Origin of the sequence: Variovorax sp. WDL1, assembly GCF_001541225.1 — a bacterium.
GTDB lineage: Bacteria > Pseudomonadota > Gammaproteobacteria > Burkholderiales > Burkholderiaceae_C > Variovorax.
In genome coordinates this window covers 1,447-22,096 of record NZ_LMTS01000098.1, presented here as the reverse complement: position 1 = coordinate 22,096, position 20,650 = coordinate 1,447, and the positions used below count along the sequence as shown (strand labels likewise).

Here is a 20,650-nt window from a genome sequence, read left to right as displayed (position 1 = left end):
ACCTGGGGGAGAGCTTGTTTTCAATCCACCTTGATGCTGGCTTCCTTGGCCAGCTTGCTCCAGCGAACCATCTCGGTCGACACCACCTTGCCGAGCTGCTCCGGCGTGCCGCCAACGCCTTCGCTGCCCTGGGCCAGCAGCTTGTCGCGGATCTCCGGCTCGCGCACCACCGTGTTGACCACGCGGTTGAGCTTCTCGATCGCGGCCTTGGGCGTCTTCGTGGGCACGAACATGGCGTACCAGGAGTCGACCTCGAAGTCGGCGATGCCCGCTTCCTGCATGGTCGGCACGTCGGGGAAGGCGGCGCTGCGCTTGACGGTGGAGACGGCGAGCGCCTTGAGCTTGCCGGCCTTCACGAACTGCGCCGCCGCGGGAATGGACACCCACAGCAGCGGCACCTGGCCGCCCATCACGTCGGTCACGGCCGGGCCGCCGCCGCGGTAGGGCACGTGCGTCATCTCGGTGCCGGTGCGCAGCTTGAACAGCTCGCCGGCCAGGTGGCCGGGCGAGCCGTTGCCCACCGTCGCGAAGGAGAGCGAGCCCGGCTTGGCCTTGGCCAGCTTCACCAGCTCGGCCACGTTGTTGGCCGGGAAGCTGGTGTTGGCCACCAGGATCTGCGGCAGCGAGGCCACCATCGCAACCGGCTCGAAGTCCTTCATCGTGTCGAAGGGCAGCTTGGTGTAGATCGCGGGATTGATCGTGTGCGAGGAGAGCGTGAACAGCACTGTGTAGCCGTCCGGCGTGGCCTTGGCCGCAATGTCGGTGCCGATCGAGCCCGCCGCGCCGCCACGGTTGTCGATGAGCACCGGCTGGCCGAGCTGGGCCTGGAAGCGCTCCTGCACGATGCGCGCGATCACGTCGGTGCCGCCGCCGGGCGGGTAGGGGACGATCAGCTTGATGGGCTTGTTCGGGTAGTCGGCGCCGTTGCTGCCGTTGCTGCTGCCGCTACTCCCTTGTGCCTGCGAGGCGAAGGGCGCGGCGAGCGCGGCAGCCGTGAGGACGGCGGTGCGCAGCCAGGGGGCGAAGCGATTCATTCCAGTCTCCTTTTCTTGGGGGTAGTCGTCATCGGGCCCGGGCTTGCCCGGTAGCCCAGCGTGGTGCTGGCATCGCGCGCGCAGGCCATGACCTGCTCGGCGAGCCCGCGTGCCTGGGTGCGCGCGAAGCGGATCGAGGGCACGCTCATGCCCAGTGCGGCGATCGCTTCTCCACGCGCGTTGAAGACCGGTGCGCCCAGCCCGCAGACGCCGAGCCGCCATTCCTCGCGGTTCTCGGCGTAGCCGCGGGTGCGGGTGCGTTCGAGCTCGGCGCGAAGCGCATCGAAGTCGGTGATGCTGTTGGGCGTGTGCGCCGCCAGCTGGCCGAGGCGCGCGCGCAGCGCGGCCGTGTCCAGCTGCGCCGCGGCCAGCAGCGCCTTGCCCGAAGCCACGCAATAGGCAGCAGCCCGGCCGCCGACGCGCGAGTAGGCCGCCACCGGCAGCGGGCTGTCGAACTTGTCGAGGTAGACGATCTCGGCGCCATCGAGTGCCGCGAGGTGGATGGTCTCGCCCGTGGCCTGCGCCAGCGCCGCGAGGTGCGGACGCAGCAGCGCGCCGATGTCTGCCACCTCGGCCACCAGCGAGCCGAGCTCGAACAGGCGCAGGCTCGGCCGGTAGGCGCTGGTCGCCGGGTCCTGCACCGCCCAGCCGCATTCCACCAGCGTCTGAAGCGTGCGGTGCGCATTGCTGCGCGCCGTGCCGAAGGCCAGGGCCAGGTCGGTCACGCGGCAGTCGCGCTGCTGGCGCACCATCCATTCGAGGGCGGCGAGGCCCTTGGCGAGCGTGGAGTCCAATGGGGTTCCTGGGTCTGATGTTCCAAATAATGGGACATCGTTCGCACATTTGGAACAACTCTAGGTGCCAAGACGGGGCTTGTCAACCGGGCTGGCCCTGACCGCGACGGTCGACGACCGTGCAAAGCTTCTCGAAATGGGCTGATTTGTAAGTCAAAAGCTGTTGGCCTACGACCAAAGTCCCAATCGGAATTAGCGCAAAAGCGGCACACTCGCGCCCTCGTCCGGCGACAGCCGGGCCGAAGAACGAACCGGAGGGATCACGCAATGGAAATGACGCACTGGCAATACCTCGGCGCACTGGGCGGCGTGATCGGCATCGGCTGGCTTGTCGTGGTGCCGATGTACCGGGGTTGGAAGCCGCTGAACGAACGGATGAGCGCCTGCGTCCGCGAGTCCACGACGCTGCTGTCGACACTGTCCGAAAGCGAAGGCGTGCCACCCGAGTCGCACTCGTCCTCGTGCGCTTCCTCTTCTTATCGCGAATCCGGCGTCAGCATCCGCTGATCTTCCTTTGCGGTCCCTGCGTCCCTGATGCAGCGGGGCCGACGGGCGGTCTCCTGCACGGCGCGACGCCTGGCATCCAGGTCAAGCCGCCCTTCCATAGCGCCCTTTGCGACTGAAAAGAATACTTTCGTAGGAGGTTTGTCACGGGTGCTGCGCGGCGAATAGAGGCGCTCTGTCCTGGCTAAGTAAGGATAAAGCTCTCATGTAGCCATTTGTCTTACTTTCTACAGTCACTCCAACGCAAGAAATGTCGTCGGGACGAATTCCCGGCAGACCAACCAGTTGGAGAACTGCATGCCAATTTCCGGATACGTGTCCTACGCCTTGACCGACCTGTGGAGGGAATAGGCTGGCGTCTCGTTCATGGAATTCGCGCTGATCGGCTCGCTGGTACTGGTCTTCTCGATGCTTTTGCTGCTTGCCTGGGGCAAGGGCGCATAGAGCAAATCGGATCTCCGGATCAAGGATTCAACCACCACACCGATCGCCCTGAAAAATGAACGCCCAGGAATTTCACGCATTGATCGAGCTGCTTGCCATGCTGCTGCTCGATCCACGGACAGCGGTGCTGTTTGCGCTCCTCGTGATCGCGTCCATCAGCGATTACCGCACCTACCGGATTCCCAATTGGCTGACCTTCGGCGGTGCGGCTTTTGCGCTGGTCTACAAGACCGCTGTCGCAGCGTCGCCCTCATCGGCTCTCCTGATGGCCTTCGGGGGGTTGCTTCTCGGCTTGTTCATCCTGCTGCCGCTTTACATGCTCGGCGCGATGGGGGCGGGCGACGTGAAGCTGATGGCGATGGTGGGCGCATTCCTGGGTGTCGACGAGACCTTCCAGGCCGTCCTGCTCGCATTCCTCGTGGGCGGAATAGCGGCAATCGGATTTGCGCTTTTCAAGGGCAAGTTGGGTCGATTGCTCCGCAACGCAAAAGGTGCCGCGTACGGAATGCTGGCTTCCAGCATGGCGGGCATCAAGCCGGAGGCTCGGATCGACGCGAGCCAATCGGTCGGAAAACTCCCTTACGGCATCTGCATCAGCGTCGGGACCATGGCTTATGTGCTTGGCCGGCAATTGGGATTTGCATGAGTCGCAGCGTTTCACAGGCATCAATGACTGGGGCATGAAATGAGAAATATCAAGGCAATGGGTCTTCTTTTGCTGGCGCTGCTGACCGGCCTGGCCGCAGCGGTCTATGCGGCCGGGTGGGTGGCCCGCCAGGGGAGCATCGCGTCCAACAAGGTGGTGGTCGCAAACGTCGACATCGAACTCGGCAGCCGCATCAATGAGCAGATGCTCTCGGTCGTCGACTGGCCGAGCGGTTCTCTGCCGCCCGGAACCTTCGCGGAGCTCAAGGACCTGCAGGACCGTGTCGTCAAGGTGGGCGTGCTGCGCGGCGAAGCGGTGCTCGAAGGCAAGCTCGCCCCCAAGGGCACGCAGGGCGGGCTCTCGGCCGTCATCGCGTCGGGCAAGCGGGCGATGACGGTGCGCGTCAACGATGTGGTCGGCGTCGCAGGCTTCGCGCTGCCCGGCAACTACGTGGACGTGATGGTCAACGCCCAGCAGGACAAGGACAAGGGCGAGGAAGGCCGGCAGATCAGCAAGACGGTCCTCGAGCGCGTGCTCGTCCTGGCGGTCGCACAGGAAGCGGGACGCGACGACACCAAGCCCAAGGTGGTGAGTGCCGTCACGCTGGAACTGAGCCTCGAGGACTCCGAGAAGCTCGACCTGGCCCGCAGCGTCGGCACCTTGTCCCTGGTGCTGCGCAACCAGGTCGACAGCGCCACCGTCGCGACCGCCGGCATCACGAAGACCCAGCTGTTCGGCGCGAAGGACATCCCGGCACCCGCGGTCACGAAGGTCGTGGCCGAGACGAAGCCCACCGCCCCGCGCGTGCGGCCCGTGGCCTTGCCCGCACCGCCCTCGCATTGCGTCGAGGTCGTGCAGAACGCCAACCGCGCAATCAGCTGCTTCTGAACGCATCGACCCGAGGAATACATCCGTGCCTACACAACGCCACCCACTCGCAATCCTTCCGGCCCTGTGCACCCTGGCGCTGTCGATGACGGCAGCGGGTTCACTGGCCCAGACCCCGCCCATGGCCGCACCGGCCGCACCGGCCGCGGCGCCGGCGATGGCTTCGGCCAGGTTCTCGGACCACAAGCGCTGTGCGCGTGTGGAGGTCGATTCGCCGGTCACGGTCACGCTCGGCAAGTCGACCGTCATTCCGCTCAAGTCGCGGGTGACCCGCATCCTGGTGAGCGGCCAGCCGCCGTCGCCGCGGCCCGCGCCCGGTGCGCCGGCGCCGGGCACCGCGCCTGCGGCGCCCGTCGCAGCGCAGGCACAGGGCAATGACGGCATCGCCGACATGGAAGTGATGCTGCTGAGCCCCACCGACCTGTTCTTCCGCGGCAAGCGCGCGGGCTCGATGAACGTGATCATGCAGAACGCCGAGGGCGTGTGCTTCATCAAGGACATCGTCGTCACCGTGGACCCGGGCGCGCTGCAGGCCAAGCTCGACGAGCTGATGCCCGGCGAATCCCGTGTCAAGGTGCGCGGCGCGGCGAACTCGCTGGTGCTCAGCGGCGAGGTGAGCGATCCGGTCCGGCTCGCCGAGATCATGACCCTTGCGAATTCCTACGGCGATGGCAAGAAGGTCGTGAACATGCTGCGCACGACCTCGGCGCAGCAGGTGATGCTCGAAGTCAAGATCGCCGAGGTGAGCAAGACGCTGCTCGACAGGCTGGGCTCGAGCCTGAACTACGCGAAGAGCTACAGCGGCGGGATGAGCACCTACACCGTGCTGTCCGAATTCCTGAGCGGCGGCGGCGGGCTGATCGACGCGCTGCGCGTGGGGCGCGCCCGGCTGACGCTCGACGGCCAGAAGGACGACGGCATCGTGCGCGTGCTGGCCGAGCCGAATGTGATGGCCATCAGCGGGCAGCAGGCGAGCTTTCTCTCGGGCGGCAAGATCTTCATTCCGGTGGCGCAGAGCAACAACGGCATTGGGAGCGGATCGACCATCACCCTGGAGGAAAAGGAGTTCGGCATCGGCGTGAAGTTCACGCCGACGGTCCTGAGCGGGGACCGGATCCATCTCAAGATGGTGTCCGAAGTGTCGGACCTGTCCCAGACCGGCTCGCCCTTCACCACGGTCGGCGGCGTCACGTCGGTCCTGCCCTCGATGATCGTGCGCCGGGCCGACACGACAGTACAGCTCAACGACGGACAGAGCTTCGTGATTGCCGGGCTCATCAAGAACAACGTGAACGAGTCGGTCAAGCGCTTCCCGGGCCTGGGGGAAGTGCCGGTGGTCGGGGCGCTCGCGCGCAGCACCGAGTTCCAGAACGACCAGAGCGAACTGCTGTTCGTGATCACGCCGCGGCTCGTGAAGCCGCTGCCCGAGTCGCCGCGGCTGCCGACGGACAACCACGTGGTGCCGAGCCGCGCCGAGATCTATTTCAACGGCGCGCTCGAGAGCGCGACGCCGCCGGCCGATGCGCCGCCGCCGCAATTCCAGCATTAAGGAGTGCAGACCATGAAGATGCAAACCCTGGCCATTCTGTTTGCCGTGCTGACCGCCGGTTGTCAGACCGTGACGCCGAACTACGACGCGCGCTTCGGCGACGCGGTGCGCGATGCGAAGCGGAAGATGACCATCAACCCGGATGCAGGCAAGAAGCCGGACACCGCGCTGGGCCTGGATGGGCGCGCGGCGCACGACACGGTCATCCGCTACCACGACAGCTTCAAGGAGCCGCCGCCCGCGGTGAACGTCATCAACATCGGTGGCGCCATCGGCAGCCAAAGCGGCGGACGGTAGCGTCCGCGAGAGTCCCGCAACTGTTCTCAACCATTCGCGCTGAAAGGAGCCCGACCGACGACGACCCATGTTCAACCTGGTGGGCATTCCACCCCAGTTCACTTTCCTTAATTCAATCATTCATTCATTCGAGGTACATCCATGAACAAGCTCAACAATTTCCTGCGTTCCTTTGCCAAGGAAGAGGACGGCGCCCAGGTCGTCGAGTACGCGCTCATCATCGCGGTCGTGTCGATCGCCCTGGTCATCGCCCTTCAGGCTCTCGGCGGCGGGTCCTTCGGTACCTTCATCAACCGCGTCACGGCCTGCCTGACAACCAACGCCTGCGTTTGAAAGAGCATGGGGAAGCGGGCAAACGCGTCGTAGCGCGCGGGCCCGCGTTCCCACTGTGCCGCCCATCGAGCCCGACCACGCCAGACCTGCCGAAGGAGAAGCCCATGTCCGCCAATTTGCTGCGCGATAACGAAGGCGCACTGGTCATCGAGTACGCGCTGATCCTCGCCCTGATTTCCGTGGGGCTGGTGCTGGGGCTTCAGCCGCTGGTGATCGGAAGCAGCTTCTCCACCTTCATCACGCGATTCGCAGCCTGCCTGACCGGCACCTGCGTCTGACCTGCGTCCCACGAACGGCCCGGAAGTCCACCCATGCGCAAGTCCACAAGCCCCCGTCGACAGAAAGGCGCCGTGATCGTCACGACGGCGCTGGTCCTGCTGTTCCTGCTCGGCTTCATGGGCATCGCGCTGGACTTCGGACACCTCTTCATCGTCAAGACCGAACTGCAGACTGCCATGGACAGCTGCGCCCTGTCTGCAGCGCAGGAGCTCGACGGACAAAGCACGGCGCTCACTCGCGCCACCAACGCCGGCATGACGGCCGGCAACCTGAACCGCGTCAACATGCAGTCGACCACCTGGAGCGGCCAGGGCCAGATCGTGGCGGCCGACATCACCTTCAGGGACTCGGCCTACGCCGTGACGACCACGCCTGCGGCAGCGCGCTACGCGCAATGTCAGCACACGCAGTCGAACGTGGTCACGCGGCTCTTGCAGGCCATGGGCGGCTTCACCGGCGATACGGCTGCCAACCCCGCGACGCGCCCGGTCGCGGCGATGGCCGTGGCGACCCGCGCCAGCGCCCAGACGACCTGCCCCATCCCGGTCGCAATGAAGCCCAAGGCCGGCGGCACCGCGCCCGACTACGGCTTCACCGTCGGCGAATGGGTGACCCTGATCAACGCGCAGAACGCCTCGGCGGGCGGCGAGATCGGCTGGGCCAACCTGGACGGCACCAACAGCGCTTCCGAAACCGAGGCCGAGCTGAACGGCCATTGCGGGACGCGCGTGGGCGACACTCTCGGTACACCCGGCGTGCAGACCTCGGTGGCGGATGTCTGGAATGCGCGCTTCGGCATCTACAAGAACACCGGCAGCCCGGCGATCAATCATCCCGACTTCACGGGCTATGCCTACACCGCGGCCAACTGGCCGGCCGGCTTCAACGCGTACAACGGCACGCCCGGCGCCGGCGCACCCGCCAGCGCGCAGAACTTCGTGACCAAGCGCGCGGCATTCGCCTCCTGCGCCGATACCGGCACCAGGGTCAGGGGCGCGAACAGCTGCGAGTCGATCACGGGCCTGTCGCTGAACAGCTTCCAGGACCTGGCGGCGCCCGGCAACACGACCGGCGGCCACATGCAGTACGGGGCCAACCGCCGCATCGTCACCGTGCCGGTGATCAACGGCGCCGCCCAGGTGATCGACTACGCATGCATGCTGATGCTGCAGCCGCTCACCGTCCCGATGTCCAACGTCCAGCTGGAGTTCAGGGGCAATGCCGGCGCTGCCGGCAGTCCCTGTACCACCAGCGGACTGCCTGGCGGCTCGGCCGGGCCGCTCGTTCCGGTACTGGTGCGGTGAACCCCATGAAATCCATGAGGATCCGGCAACGCGGCGTGGCCCTGGTGGAGCTGGCGCTGATCATTCCCTTCCTGCTCCTGCTGACCTTCATCACGACCGAGTTCGGCCGTGCGATGTTCGAGTACAACGCCGTCACCAAGGCGACCCGCGACGCGGTGCGCTACCTGTCGTTCCAGACGCCCGGCACGCACATCACGGAGGCGCGCAACCTGATGGTGTACGGCAACCTGGCCGGCACCGGGACGCCGCTGGCGCGCGGCCTCAGCCTCGCGAACGTACCGGCGGGGAGCTGCTGCACCTGGCAGACGACGGGCAGCAACCCGGTCGTGAACACCATCACCGTGCGGGTGAGCAACTACAGCTTCCGTCCGCTGTTCGCCAGCGTCTTCGGCCTGAGCTTCGCCGATGCCAATGGAAACATCGTCTTCAGCGACATCACCGCGACCATGAGGGCACAGACATGAGACGCAGGGCCGCTCCCGAGTCGAATACCGCAGCGAAAGGCGAAGGTACGCCGGCAAGCCGTCGTCAAGCCGGTGCCACGACGGTCGAGTTCGCGCTCGCGCTGCTCCTCTTCTTCACCTTTCTCCTGGGCATCCTGGACTTCGCGCGCATGCTGTTCACCTGGAGCGCCGCCCAGGAAGCCACCCGCGCGGGCGCCCGCTATGCAGCAGTGTGCGACGACACCTCGCAGCAGGCACAGGTGCTGGCACGCATGCGGGCCCTGCTGCCGCAGATCAGTGCCGTCGGCGTGACCTGGAGCCCGTCCGGCTGCTCGGCGGCGACCTGCGAGGGCGTCACGGTGAGCATCACCAGCCTCGACTACCAGTGGATCTCGCCCATCGCGGGCGTGGCCGCGCGAGCGCCCATCCCCATGCCCAGCTTCTCCACCTTCCTGCCGCGCGAGGTCATGCGCCAGGACCCGAACAGTGCCGCCATCTGCTCCTGAAGGACTCCCATGAAAATCGCCGTCATTTCGCCCAACAAGAATCATCTGCACGAGATGGGCAAGGTGCTGGAGGCCCGCTCGCACACCGTCGTCCTCGTCGAGGGAGGCAAGAGCAGGATGCGCCAGCTGGTGGAACAGGAGCAGCCGCACCTGCTGCTGGTCGACGGCATGTGCTGCGATGCCAACGAGCTCTCCATGGTCGAGCACGTGACCACGCACCACCCGGGCACCGCGGTCGTGCTGCTGTGCGCGACCCACACGCCCGAGTTCCTGCTCAACTCGATGCGCGCCGGGGTGCGCGAAGTGCTGCCCTCGCCGGCCAGCGCAGCCGCCCTCGAAGCCGTGGTCCAGCGCGTTGCCGCCAAGCTCGCGAGCAAGCACGGCCACGCCGCCGGCAAGGTGCTGGCCTTCATGCCGTGCAAGGGCGGCAGCGGCGCCACCTTCCTCGCGACCAACCTGGCCTGGCAGCTCGCGGAGCACAACTCGGTGCTGCTGGTCGACCTGAACCTGCAGTTCGGCGACGCGCTGTCGTTCGTGAGCGATGACAAGCCGAAGTCGACCATCGCCGACGTGGCGCGCGAGTTCAGCCGGCTCGATGCCTCCTTCCTCGCGGCCAGCACCGTCAAGGTCACGCCGAGCTTCAGCCTGCTCGCGGCCCCCGAGGACCCCTCGATGGCCATGGAGGTGAAGCCCGAGCACATCGACGCCATCCTGAATCTCGCGGTGCTGCAGTACGACTTCGTGCTGCTCGACATGTCGCGTTCGCTGGACACGCTGTCGATCCGCGCGCTCGACCGCGCGCACCGCATCTTCCCCGTGCTGCAGGCCGGCCTGCCGGGCCTGCGCAATGCCGCCAAGCTGCTTGGCGTGTTCAAGTCGCTCGGCTACGCGCAGGACAAGGTCGAACTGCTCGTCAACCGCTTCGAGAAGGCCGGCGAGATCGGCGCGCCCGAGGTGCGCCGGTCGCTGGGCGCCACGGCCCAGCGCCTGATTCCCGATTCGGCGAAGGAAGTCGACGCCGCCATCAATCGCGGCATTCCGCTGGCTCAACTGTCGCGCTCGAATCCGGTGGTACGCAGCCTGGCCGAGATGGTCTATGCGCTGGCGCCGCGGGAGGAAGTCAGCCCCAGCCTGTTCGACCGGCTCTTCCGCCGCGCCTGACCTGATCCTCGAAAGGAACCCCCATGTCCCTGCGCGAAAAACTCAACGTGGTGGCCAATGACGCCGCTGCGAATGCCACCCCGCACGCGGCCGCGGATTCCCACGGCGGCGGCAGCTCCGAGGCCTACAAGGCGCTCAAGGGGCGGCTGCATCTCAAGCTGCTCGAGAAGTTCGACCTTGCTTCGCTCGACACGCTGGCGCCGGAGGCGCTGCGCCACGAGATCGCAACCATGGTCGGGCGGCTGGTGCAGGAGGAGCAGGCGGCGGTCAACGACCTCGAGCGCCGCACGCTGATCCGCGACATCCAGCACGAGATGCTGGGCTTCGGCCCGATCGAGCTGCTGATGGCGGACCCCACGGTGTCCGACATTCTCGTGAACCGCTACGACCAGATCTACGTTGAGCGCCGCGGCCGCCTGGAACTGACCTCGGTCAGCTTCACGGACGAGAAGCACCTGCTGCGCATCATCGACAAGATCGTCTCGCTGGTGGGCCGGCGCATCGACGAGTCGAGCCCCATGGTCGATGCGCGCCTGCCCGACGGCTCGCGAGTGAACGCAGTCATACCCCCGGTGGCGCTGGACGGCCCGATGATGTCGGTCCGCCGCTTTGCCCACATTCCGCTGAAGATGAGCAACCTGGTGGAGGACCTGAAGAGCCTGACGCCGGCGATGGCCGCCATGCTCGAAGGGCTCGCCAAGGCCAAGGTCAACATGATCATCTCGGGCGGCACCGGCGCGGGCAAGACGACGCTGCTCAACATCCTCTCGGGCTACATCCCCGATTCGGAGCGTGTCGTCACCATCGAGGATGCGGCCGAGCTGCAGATGCAGCAGCCGCACGTGGTGCGCCTGGAGACGCGTCCGGCCAACATCGAAGGCCGCGGCGAGATCACGCAGCGCGCGCTGGTGCGCAATGCGTTGCGCATGCGGCCCGACCGGATCGTGATCGGCGAAGTGCGCGGGGCCGAGGCGGTGGACATGCTGCAGGCGATGAACACGGGCCACGAAGGCTCGCTGACCACCATCCATGCCAATACGCCGCGGGATGCGCTTTCGCGGCTCGAGAACATGATCGGCATGGCCAACCTCAACCTGCCGCACCGCGCTGCCCGGCAGCAGATCGCCTCGGCGATCACCGTGGTCATCCAGGCGCTGCGGATGACCGACGGCAAGCGCAAGATCACGAGCATCCAGGAGCTCACGGGCATGGAGGGCGACGTCATCACCATGCAGGAGATCTTCGCCTTCCGGCAGACCGGGGTCGGAACGGAAGGGCAGGTGGAGGGCTACTTCCACGCGAGCGGCGTGCGGCCCAAGTTCGCCGAGCGGCTGCGCGCATTCGGCGTGTCGCTGCCGGACGCGATGTTCGATCCGGCGAAGCACTACCAGTAAGGGAGCCGTGCCATGCTGAACTTCACGGGCAATTCGCTTTTCGGGATCGTGGTGCTGGTCTTCGTCGCGGTGCTGCTGCTCCTCGAAGGCCTCTACCTCATGTGGAAGACGTACAAGGGTCCCGAAGCGCGCAAGCTCGAAGGGCGGCTGCGGGCCCTTTCCGGCTCGGGCGACGCCACGCCACAGGCCGTGCTCCTGAAGGAACGCATGCTCAGCGAGGTCCCGGCGCTGCAGCGCTGGCTGCTGCGCGTGCCGCGCGCGCAGGCGCTGGACCGGCTGATCCTGCAGTCCGGCCTCGACTGGACGGTGTCCAAGCTCCTGCTCGGGTGCGTGGCGCTGGGCGTGATGGGCTTCATGGCCGTCGCGGGGCTCGCGCATCAATCCGGGTTCTTCGGGCTCATGGTTGGCGCGGCATTCGCGCTCGCGCCGCTGATGTTCCTGCTCCATCGGCGCGCCAAGCGCCTGAAGCGCATCGAGGCGCAGCTGCCCGAAGCGCTCGACCTCGTGACGCGCGCACTGCGCGCAGGGCATGCGTTCTCTTCGGGGATGCAGATGATCGGCGAGGAAATGTCGGAGCCGATCGCATCGGAGTTCCGGGTCGTGCATGACGAGGTCAACTTCGGCGTGTCGCTGCAGCAGGCGCTGACGAACCTGAGCGAGCGCATCCCCATCACCGACCTGCGGTACTTCGTCGTCGCGGTGTTGATCCAGCGCGACTCGGGCGGCAACCTGACCGAGGTGCTGGCCAACCTGAGCCGCCTGATCCGCGAGCGGCTCAAGCTGATCGCCAAGGTCCGGGTGCTTTCATCCGAGGGGCGGTTGTCGGCCTGGGTGCTGGCGGTGATGCCCTTCGCCCTCGCCGGCGGCATGAATCTCGTCAACCCCGAGTTCATGTCGCTGCTGTGGACCGATCCGATCGGCATCGCAATCATCAAGTACATGCTGGTGCTGATGGCGATCGGCATTCTCATCCTGCGGCGCATCGTGCGCATCCACGTCTAGGAGCATCTCGATGCTGATCCTTTCCGCGCTGGTCTTCCTGGCCGTCACCCTCGGGCTGACGGGGGTGTACCTGTGGTGGGCACCCACCCGGGCCCAGCAACGCCTGCAGGCGCTGGCGCCGACGCCCGTCAAGTCGGCCTGGGCGGAGACCATCGTCAAGGTCGTCGGTCCGTTCGCACAGCTGTCTTCGCCGACCGGCGAGGAGGACGTGTCGCCGATGCGGCTCAAGTTCCTCAACGCCGGCATCCGGCACCCGGATGCGACGCTGATCTATTTCGGCCTCAAGACCTTGCTGCCCTTCCTGTTCGCCTTCGTGACTTTCGTGTTGCTGAGGCTGGCGAAGCCGGCCGAGGGATTGACGCTCGCGTTCTGGCTCATGGCGTCGGCACTGATCGCCTGCTATTTGCCCAACGCCATCCTCAATCTGCTTGCGAATAGCCGCCAGCGCGAGATCTTCGAGAACTTTCCGGACGCCGCCGACCTGATGCTGGTCTGCGTCGAAGCCGGCCTCGGCCTCGACGCGGCGCTCACGAAGGTGACGGAAGAGATCCGCATGAAGAGCGAGGCGCTGGCACAGGAGCTGCACTGGACCAACCTCGAGATGCGGGCCGGCAGCGCGCGCGAGAAGGCGTTGCGAAACCTGGCGATGCGCACCGGCGTCGAGGAGATTGCCACCTTCGCCACCATGCTGACCCAGGCCGACAAGTTCGGCACCAGCATCGGCGAATCGCTGCGCGTCTTCTCGGACGACCTGCGCCACAAGCGCCAGGTGCGCGCCGAAGAGCAGGCGGCCAAGGTGCCGACCAAGATGCTGTTCCCGCTGGTGGTGTGCGTGTTTCCCTCGATCATCATGGTGGTCATGGGGCCGGCGGCGATCCAGGTGATCCGCTCGCTCATGCCGATGCTGAGCGGCAATGGATAGTGCGCTGCTGCATAACGATCTATCAACTTTCCACAAGAGGCAGCTCCCCGACATGAAAGCAGTGATCGACGCTCGCCCGGCAGCGCCCGCGGTGCGAACCTGGGGCCTTTCATGGCCGCTCATCCTCTGCGTCTGCACGGTGGTCTTGATCGCGTGCCGGCCGAACCTGGTTCTGCAGGATCCGGACACTTTCTGGCACCTCGCCGCCGGCCGCTGGATGCTGGAGCACGGTTCCGTGCCGACCGCCGACGCCTTCTCGCACTCGATGCCCGGCGCGCCCTGGACGGCATTCGAGTGGCTGTCCGAACTCGTGATGGTGGGCGCCTACCAGCTCGGCGGCTGGGCGGGCCTTGCCGCGTTGGCCGCCTGCTGCTTCGGCCTCGTGCTGGCGGTGCTGATGCGATTCCTGCTGGCTCGGATGGAGCCGGTGCATGCGCTGCTGTTCACCGTGCTGGCCGGGAGCATGCTCTCGACGCACCTTCTTGCGCGCCCCCACGTGATGGCCTGGCTCCTGCTGGCGCTATGGATATCGGCGCTGGTGAATGCGGCGGAGGCGCGCCGTGGGCCGCCCTGGTGGACGCTCGGCCTGATGGTCCTGTGGGCCAACATGCACGGCAGCTTTCTCCTGGGCCTGCTGCTCGGCGCCGGCATGGCGCTGGACGCCGTGCTTGCGCATCCGCGCGGCAGGCGCCTGGCCGCCGCAAGGCCGTGGGGCGCTTTTGCCCTGCTGTCCCTGGGCGCGGGGATGTTGACACCCAGTGGTTCGGAGGTGTTCTGGCACGCGATCTACATCGTGGGCATGAAGTTTTCGCTGGCCCGGATCGGGGAGTGGCTGTCGCCGAACTTCCAGCGGCCGAGCGCGATGGAGCTGTGGCTGCTCCTGGTGATGGCCCTCGCGCTCAGCGGCCGGGTGCGCTTGCCGTTGCTGCGCCTGGTCCTGCTGCTGGGCCTGGTGCACCTGGCGCTGAAGCACCAGAGGAACATCGCGGTGCTGGGGCTCGTTGCGCCGTTCCTGATCGCGGCGCCGTTCGCGCGGCATTGGTACGCCACGGGAACGCCGAACCGCGATGCGCAATCGCTCGACCGATGGTTCCTGTCGCTGGCCGCGCCGGCCCGGCCGATGACGATCGCCGTGCTCGCTTGCGCGGCGGCATTGTTCGCCATGGCATCGATGCACCTGCGTCCGCCCGCGACAGCGCCCATGATCACGCCCAGGGCCGCGGTCGATGCGGCCATGGCAGCCGGCGCCAGGGGCAAGGTGCTGAACGAGTATTCCTTCGGCGGCTTCCTGATCTACGAAGGCATCCCGGTGTTCATCGACGGTCGCGCGGACATGTATGGCGACGCGTTCGTCGAGAAGTTCAGTGACGCGATGCGGGTCAAGGAGCGCAGGCAGTTCCTCGGGTTTCTGGACGAGCATGGGTTCGGATGGTCCCTGCTCGCGCCCGGGACTTCCGCCATCGCCGTGCTCGACGAGCTGCCAGGCTGGCGCCGGGCGTACGCGGACGACACTGCTGTCGTGCATGTGCGCACCGACGCGGTACCGGTGCGCTAGTACATCGACACGTCAACAGCGGGACATGATTGTGCCCAAGCTTTCGGTCTGCATCCCCTGGAACCGCTGCCGACTGCTCAGGTTCTGAAGAACTCGTCCAGATTCGCGCAAGGCCGCTCGGCATGAGGCGGCCTGGGGCCTTCTGCCGCGACCCATGCGTCGAGGCGGCGGCGCATCGTCCGCTTGAACAACGGTGGAATCATCGCCGTCAGCAACATCACGGGATAGGAGGCGGGGAGGCGCGGGCTGTTCGCGAATCCGCCGAGCCGGAAGTAGGGAAGCGAGGGGCGGACGTGATGATGTCCGTGGTACGCATGATTCAGCGTCACCCATGCTTGCATGACGCATCTGTCTTCCCATGAGTAGCCCACGGTTCTCAGGGCCGGTGAGAGGCGGTCCGTCAGGCCCTAATGCTGGATATAGGTGATTGCCTGCATGGTGAATGCCGTGCCCAGAATCACGAGGCCATGGAACACGACGCCGCGCCACCCGGCGACAAGGCCGAAACACGCCATGACCGCCATCGTGATCAGTGCAGTCCAGGCGATCCTGTTGTTCCAACGCGCCCGTCCGCACCGGAGCTGGTCCAGGTGTTCCCATTCCTGCGCCACTTGGAACGACCTGACGTATCTCCTCATGGCATAGGCGAAGACCGATTCCTGGACCTCCGGACTGTCGCCGTTGTCGCGGCCCCCTGCTTGGAGGTGATGCGACCGGTGCTCTTCCAGCATCTGGAAGTAGCCGATGCTTCCCGCAAGAAGTCTCGCCGCGATGCGCTGCCAGCGCACCGGCCGATGCAGCAGTTCATGCGCGACGGTCAGGTTCAGCGAGGCGACAACCCAGAACGACAATGCAAAGCAGGCCAGTTGGCCCAGGGGCAGCTGCGCAGCCATGCGCATCGCCCATGGCAGGACCAGGGCCCACAAGAGCACGTGCACCAATGGATCCAAAGCCCTGGTGCGCGAGCCGAAGCAGACGGAGTTCGTCGTCCCGGATGCTCAGGTTGCGCAGGAGTTCGCCGCGGATCTTCCGCGACCACCATTCCAGCAGTTCCGCGGCAATCGATCGAAGACACATCTTCGCCAGCGCGATCGTCTCGATGGTGAAGTAGTCGAGGTCTTCAATGGTCAGGTAGAGCACCCCCATCCGCGAACGCCCAGCTGCGGTGTGGCATGGAACGACGGCAATGCTGTTGAAGCCTGCCTCTCGCGCGCGCAGCCGGAAGAGCCGCTGCCCCTGCGTTCGAAGCGGAATCTCGTCACCGACCGTCGGCTCGGTGTGCTGTTGCGCATAGATGAGGAAAGGGTCGATCGCGAACCAGCGCTGCTCCACATAGAGATTGCACAAGCTCGCGGCGCAGGCGACGTTGTACCGGTAGCTCTCGAAGCCTTCGTCGCGCTGGATGAACGACGAGAACACGGCCCCATTGCAGCCCAGCATCCTGGCGACCTCCTTGACGATTGCCGTGACCTCCACAGTCTGCGTACGATGCCGAGGCCTTCCGTGCGCTGCAGGCGGACCACTTCGAATTCGAGTTTCCCGCCATCGACAGAGCCGATGAGGACGGGCTCAGACGTTATCGAGTGCATCAGGTTGCGATTCGATGTGGCCGCATTGCCCGCAGGGCAGTTCGGCAACGCGGTCTGGCACCGAATCCACGCGCCACGTCAGCGCCTGCTCGAAATCGCAGCGTATGCAGTTCCTGATGCAGGCCCCAAACGCTTGCTTGCAATGGGCGCAGACAAAGTCATCGTGCAACGCGTTGACCTCGATCAGTTCGAAGGCATCGGGCTCGGCATGACCGCAATGGGGACAACGGATTTCCATTCTCTTGATCGGCGCATGGCGGGGCCTGCGCCTTCTCCCTAGGCAAGATTTTTGATTCGAGACGCCCCCTCTGTCTGGAAGAAGCGGGTCGCTCCGCTCCGCGGTCCGAGGCACGCGCAAGGCGGCCAGTCCTAGATAAGTCTGACGTTAGAAGACGGGATTTGCGACATTTGGAGAGATTTCATGACGCCGGGCCAACACCATCGCAATAGCGCAAAGACCAGCCCGCGCCGTATCCCCGTTTGCTTCAAGCCATCCGGACCGGCCTGCCGTCCAGGTTGTCGTACAGGCTCATGCAACCGTCGAGACAGCCCGAGCAGCCGAAGAAGTTGTCGCCCTCTTCGCCGTGCCTGAGATGATGAACGAGCGGCTTGCCACATGCTTCGCACGCAAAGTCCGTGAGCCTGCTGGAATCTGGAAAGATGCTGGCCATTGCGGCGATCTCCTGCTGCAGACGTCCGGAGGTCAGCGACACCCAGGCGAGATAGTTGATCTGTCTGCGCATGGTCGTTTCGAGATACGCCTCGAACTCGCGCGCATGGTCCGCATCCTCCGCTGTCAGCCCGCGCTTCGCCGGTGCACGCGTCAACTGCCCGCCGAAAGCGGCAATGGATGCTCTCGCCGTTGCCATTCGTCGCGGCTTGCTCTTGCTCAACATATCGCTCCTTTCTCATGCGACGACAGGATGTCGCCGTGCGGGGAACGATAGAGGTCGGCAGCGCCAGCAGGCCGTCAGATCCGCAGGGCAATCTGACATGAATCCAACGCCTTCGTCATGTTCCGAGACTCCTGGGCGGCGTACCAGGCCCGCCGGTCCTCAGGACAGGGGCCTGCCCAGCTGGTGCTTCATCGCATAGACATACAGCTCCAGCCGATTCGCCACATCGAGCTTCTGGTAGATCGACGTCAGGTGGTTGCGCAGCGTGTGCTCGGTGATGAAGAGCTGCTTCGCCAGTGTCTTGTTGCAGGCGCCGCCGCCCTGGACCACGGCGGCGATGATCTTGTGCTCCTTGGCGGTCAGACTGGCCTGCTTCTCGGCCTCGGGGTCGGCTTGGGGGCTTTGCCGCGAGGCCATGAAGTCGGAGAAGACCCGGCTCATCGTCTCGGCGTCCATGCAGAGCTCGCCGCGGTGGACCCGCTCGATCGCCCGCAGCACCTGCTCGGCCGAGGCGTCCTTGCGCAGGACGCCGCGGGCGCCTTGCAGGACGGCCCTGTCCAGCATCTTCTGCTCGCGTTCGCCGGTCAGGACGAGGGCGCGCGACGCGGGGTTCGACAGAAGCCCGGGGAGGATGTCCAGCGCGTTCTTGCCGTCGAGGTCGAGGTCCAGGAGGATGACGTCGGGCGTGAGCTGGCCGACCTGCTCCAGCGCCTCCTCGCAATTCCTGGCCGTGCCGACCACCTGCATGCGCGGCTTCTCGCCGTCGATCAGCCTGGACAGGCCCCACAGCATCGTCTGGTGGTCGTCCACCACCATGACCCCGATCGGTTTTGTCGCTGGTTGCATCTTCTTTCCGCCTCCTACATGGGTATTTCGACGTGCACCGAGGTGCCCCCGCCGGTGCCGCGCCGGACGCTGGCATTGCCGCCGAGCGCGCTGGCGCGCTCCGAGATCGAGCGCGGCAGGAATTCGATGGACTGCGTGCCATCGGCCTCGTTCTCGATCTCCACCTTGATCACGCCGTCCGCGCAGGCCAGCTTGACGGCGCCGCAATGCGCCAGGGTGTGTTTGCAGATGTTGTTCAGGCCCTCCCGGACGATCTGCAGGATCTCCGCGGCCATGCGGTCGTTCACGTTGAGATCGCCCTCGACACGGACCGCGATGTCGATGCCGTAGAAGTCGCGCACCTGCGCCACCTGTTGCCGCAGCAGCATCGGCACCGCCTGCTCCGACCGGTCGGGCCCGTTGCGCACCGCGCCCGCGTAACGGCGCAGGTCGCCGATGACGCGGGCGGCCATGTCCTGCAGCTTGTCGAGGTCCTCGACCAGCGGGTTGTCGGCAGTGGCCTTGTTACGCAGCGCGCTGAGGCCCATCTTCAGGCCGATGTAGGGCTGGACGGCGGTGTCGTGCAGGTCCAGCGCGATCTTCTGCCGCTCCTGCGATGCCGCGTCGGAGGCCATGCGGTCGAGCAGCTCGATGTTCTCGACCACCGGGAAAGCCTGGGCCACCACGTGCCCCAGGAACAGCGCATCGGGCCGGTGGAACACGCCGAACCGGGACAGGACGTACAGGCGGCCTTCGCTCTTGCGCAGGGTGACCGGAACGCTGATGAAGGCATTGGTCTCCAGCAGCTCGGCCACGCCGTCGCATGCGGGATGGGTTTCCTTCATCCATCGCCCCTTCTCGCTGTCGTAGGTGGCTGCGGCGGCGAGGCCGGGCAGGCGCAGCCAGGGCACGCGGCGGTAGATCACCGCACGACGGGGCGCGAGCGCCATCAGCAGCGCGGCCAGCTCGGGGGCGATCCGCTCGGCCTGTGGCGAACGGTGGACGTCGCCCTCCCGGATGGTGCGCAACGAGCAGGCGCCGGACTCCTTGTCGCGCACGACCAGCAGGCAGCTGCTGCTCTCCAGGAAGAAGCGCTGGATCTTCTCGAGGATGCCGGTGACGGTGTGGTCGACGCCGAAGCGCGGGTTCGACAGCCGGCTCACGGCGCGCAGCAGCGCCAGCCGCCGCTTCAGTTCCACCTTGGAGCGGCCCCAGTAGATGATCATGTAGCCGAGCGCGAGGATGAAGGTGGAGCGCAGCAGCAGGCGCGGAAGATCCTGCTCGGTGGCCGAATCCATGGCGCAGATCGCGAAGAGGGCGACCGAGGCCAGCGTCACCCGGGCGCCTTCCTCGAAACCCCAGCGGAAGGAGGAGGTGAGGATGGCGAAGAAGAAGAACAGGAAGAAGGCGCTGTGGACGCCATCCGTCAGCAGCACGATCAGCGCGTACCAGCAGACATCGAGCCAATGGATCACGCGGCTTTGCGAGAGCGGCGCCTCCAGTTCCGCATAGACGCACACCACCACGCTGTGCAGGATGTAGCCGCAGAAGAGCAGCCAGGTCGAGCCGTCCACGCCTCGCAGGCTGGCCGGATCGACGAACACCGCGAGCAAGGCCGAGACGGAGAGCACCAGCCGCATCTGCGCGACCATGCGCGCGTCGCCGGCATCCGCCGTCAGGCTCGTGTCGATCTCCAGTTTTCGCTCCAGCCCCTGCACCTGCATTCGTTGTTCCCCTCGCGCCCGCCCGCTCCGCGTGTTACATGTGAATTGTTCACAGGTTACTACTTAGGTAAGCAGATGTAATGCGGGTTTGTCAGACGACGAGCTCTTTCGTGCGAAAGATCACGCGCCGGGGCGGTCGCGCTCAGCGTCGATGGAACCCGGCCAGCAGGCCGATCAGCTCGAGGAACATTGCCGCGCCGCCCGCGGCAGCGAGGTCCAGCACATGGCTGCGGCTGTAGTACGGACTCAGGTCCAGCCCCACGCCCACGCCCGCAATGCCGATGCGGCCGGCCTGCTCGTGCCGTGCCACCACGTCCTGCAGGTGGTGGTCGAGGTAGTGGGCGTCGTTGGCGAGGTTCGTGGCGCTGTCCATTGGCGAGCCGTCGGACATCACGAGCAGCAGTTTGCGTTCCTCGGCGCGCGCGCCGAGGCGCTCGCAGGCCCAGTCCACCGCCTCGCCATCGCAGCCCTCGCGGAACAGGTCGGGCTTGAGGAGGGCGGCGATCGCCGGGCGTGCGCGGCGCCACGGCGTCCCGGCGTCCTTGAAGACCAGGTGGCAGC

General features: G+C 66.1%; 25 protein-coding genes. 16 read left to right on the top strand and 9 right to left on the bottom strand.

Going from position 1 to position 20,650, the window contains the following annotated elements; genetic code table 11:
- Positions 1-20 precede the first annotated feature (20 nt).
- Both APY03_RS14550 and APY03_RS14545 read right to left on the bottom strand, forming a co-directional pair.
- Complete coding sequence (locus APY03_RS14550) at positions 21-1,034, bottom strand: tripartite tricarboxylate transporter substrate binding protein (RefSeq protein WP_068677920.1); 1,014 nt, start codon at positions 1,032-1,034, stop codon at positions 21-23.
- Positions 1,031-1,828 carry an IclR family transcriptional regulator gene (locus APY03_RS14545; RefSeq protein ID WP_068677919.1) on the bottom strand — a complete coding sequence of 266 codons (798 nt, stop codon included), beginning with the start codon at positions 1,826-1,828 and terminating at the stop codon, positions 1,031-1,033. The genes APY03_RS14550 and APY03_RS14545 overlap by 4 nt, the downstream gene beginning before the upstream one ends.
- A 267-nt stretch (positions 1,829-2,095) precedes the next feature.
- On the opposite strand from APY03_RS14545, the gene APY03_RS14540 reads away from it, so the two are divergent.
- The 15 genes from APY03_RS14540 (at position 2,096) to APY03_RS14470 (ending at position 15,055) form a co-directional block, all read left to right on the top strand.
- Complete coding sequence (locus tag APY03_RS14540) at positions 2,096-2,335, top strand: hypothetical protein (protein ID WP_068677918.1); 240 nt, start codon at positions 2,096-2,098, stop codon at positions 2,333-2,335.
- 496 nt (positions 2,336-2,831) lie between these two features.
- On the top strand, positions 2,832-3,422 hold the full coding sequence (locus tag APY03_RS14535) for an A24 family peptidase (protein ID WP_068677917.1): 591 nt from the start codon (positions 2,832-2,834) through the stop codon (positions 3,420-3,422).
- Between the two features lie 39 nt (positions 3,423-3,461).
- On the top strand, positions 3,462-4,310 hold the full coding sequence (cpaB, locus tag APY03_RS14530) for a Flp pilus assembly protein CpaB (RefSeq protein ID WP_068677916.1): 849 nt from the start codon (positions 3,462-3,464) through the stop codon (positions 4,308-4,310).
- A gap of 85 nt (positions 4,311-4,395) precedes the next feature.
- Positions 4,396-5,859, top strand: a complete 1,464-nt coding sequence (locus APY03_RS14525; protein ID WP_068677915.1) for a type II and III secretion system protein family protein — start codon at positions 4,396-4,398, stop codon at positions 5,857-5,859.
- Between the two features lie 12 nt (positions 5,860-5,871).
- Entirely contained in the window at positions 5,872-6,156 is a 285-nt protein-coding gene (locus APY03_RS14520; protein WP_232324270.1) for a hypothetical protein, read from the top strand.
- Between the two features lie 141 nt (positions 6,157-6,297).
- Positions 6,298-6,489 (top strand): Flp family type IVb pilin, encoded by a 192-nt coding sequence (locus APY03_RS14515; protein ID WP_068677914.1) that lies wholly within the window; start codon positions 6,298-6,300, stop codon positions 6,487-6,489.
- 104 nt (positions 6,490-6,593) lie between these two features.
- On the top strand, positions 6,594-6,767 hold the full coding sequence (locus APY03_RS14510; RefSeq protein ID WP_068677913.1) for a Flp family type IVb pilin: 174 nt from the start codon (positions 6,594-6,596) through the stop codon (positions 6,765-6,767).
- A gap of 33 nt (positions 6,768-6,800) precedes the next feature.
- Positions 6,801-8,072: a pilus assembly protein TadG-related protein gene (locus tag APY03_RS14505; protein ID WP_068677912.1), complete on the top strand. Its 1,272-nt coding sequence runs from the start codon at positions 6,801-6,803 to the stop codon at positions 8,070-8,072.
- 5 nt (positions 8,073-8,077) lie between these two features.
- Positions 8,078-8,536, top strand: coding sequence for a TadE/TadG family type IV pilus assembly protein (locus APY03_RS14500; protein ID WP_232081252.1), 459 nt, complete (start codon positions 8,078-8,080; stop codon positions 8,534-8,536).
- Positions 8,533-9,021 carry a TadE/TadG family type IV pilus assembly protein gene (locus APY03_RS14495; RefSeq protein ID WP_068677910.1) on the top strand — a complete coding sequence of 163 codons (489 nt, stop codon included), beginning with the start codon at positions 8,533-8,535 and terminating at the stop codon, positions 9,019-9,021. Before APY03_RS14500 ends, APY03_RS14495 begins: the two co-directional genes overlap by 4 nt.
- Before the next feature lie 9 nt (positions 9,022-9,030).
- The gene (locus APY03_RS14490; protein ID WP_068677909.1) at positions 9,031-10,182 is read left to right on the top strand and encodes an AAA family ATPase; all 1,152 of its coding nucleotides are present in this window, start codon (positions 9,031-9,033) and stop codon (positions 10,180-10,182) included.
- A gap of 23 nt (positions 10,183-10,205) precedes the next feature.
- Positions 10,206-11,576 (top strand): CpaF family protein, encoded by a 1,371-nt coding sequence (locus APY03_RS14485; protein WP_068677908.1) that lies wholly within the window; start codon positions 10,206-10,208, stop codon positions 11,574-11,576.
- 12 nt (positions 11,577-11,588) lie between these two features.
- Entirely contained in the window at positions 11,589-12,578 is a 990-nt protein-coding gene (locus APY03_RS14480; protein ID WP_068677907.1) for a type II secretion system F family protein, read from the top strand.
- A 10-nt stretch (positions 12,579-12,588) separates the two neighbouring features.
- Complete coding sequence (locus APY03_RS14475) at positions 12,589-13,500, top strand: type II secretion system F family protein (RefSeq protein WP_068677906.1); 912 nt, start codon at positions 12,589-12,591, stop codon at positions 13,498-13,500.
- 52 nt (positions 13,501-13,552) lie between these two features.
- Positions 13,553-15,055, top strand: coding sequence for a hypothetical protein (locus tag APY03_RS14470; RefSeq protein ID WP_068677905.1), 1,503 nt, complete (start codon positions 13,553-13,555; stop codon positions 15,053-15,055).
- Between the two features lie 77 nt (positions 15,056-15,132).
- On the opposite strand, the gene APY03_RS14465 is transcribed toward APY03_RS14470, so the two are convergent.
- The 3 genes from APY03_RS14465 to APY03_RS45645 form a co-directional block, all read right to left on the bottom strand.
- Entirely contained in the window at positions 15,133-15,396 is a 264-nt protein-coding gene (locus tag APY03_RS14465) for a hypothetical protein (protein WP_068677904.1), read from the bottom strand.
- 66 nt (positions 15,397-15,462) lie between these two features.
- Complete coding sequence (locus APY03_RS14460; protein WP_162487174.1) at positions 15,463-15,948, bottom strand: fatty acid desaturase; 486 nt, start codon at positions 15,946-15,948, stop codon at positions 15,463-15,465.
- Complete coding sequence (locus APY03_RS45645; protein WP_443082820.1) at positions 15,860-16,495, bottom strand: autoinducer binding domain-containing protein; 636 nt, start codon at positions 16,493-16,495, stop codon at positions 15,860-15,862. The genes APY03_RS14460 and APY03_RS45645 overlap by 89 nt, the downstream gene beginning before the upstream one ends.
- Positions 16,496-16,648: 153 nt before the next feature.
- Between APY03_RS45645 and APY03_RS45640 the strand changes: the two genes are divergently transcribed.
- Positions 16,649-16,924, top strand: a complete 276-nt coding sequence (locus APY03_RS45640; RefSeq protein ID WP_146039674.1) for a hypothetical protein — start codon at positions 16,649-16,651, stop codon at positions 16,922-16,924.
- A gap of 205 nt (positions 16,925-17,129) precedes the next feature.
- On the opposite strand, the gene APY03_RS14445 is transcribed toward APY03_RS45640, so the two are convergent.
- The 4 genes from APY03_RS14445 to APY03_RS43765 form a co-directional block, all read right to left on the bottom strand.
- A complete protein-coding gene (locus tag APY03_RS14445; protein WP_146039675.1) occupies positions 17,130-17,537 on the bottom strand; it encodes a hypothetical protein in 408 nt (135 codons plus the stop codon).
- 162 nt (positions 17,538-17,699) lie between these two features.
- Positions 17,700-18,386 (bottom strand): response regulator, encoded by a 687-nt coding sequence (locus tag APY03_RS14440; RefSeq protein WP_068677899.1) that lies wholly within the window; start codon positions 18,384-18,386, stop codon positions 17,700-17,702.
- Between the two features lie 14 nt (positions 18,387-18,400).
- Positions 18,401-20,089 (bottom strand): sensor histidine kinase, encoded by a 1,689-nt coding sequence (locus tag APY03_RS14435; protein WP_068677898.1) that lies wholly within the window; start codon positions 20,087-20,089, stop codon positions 18,401-18,403.
- A gap of 142 nt (positions 20,090-20,231) precedes the next feature.
- Positions 20,232-20,650 (bottom strand): cobaltochelatase CobT-related protein (locus APY03_RS43765; protein ID WP_443082819.1); only part of this gene is annotated, 419 nt, incomplete at its 5' end.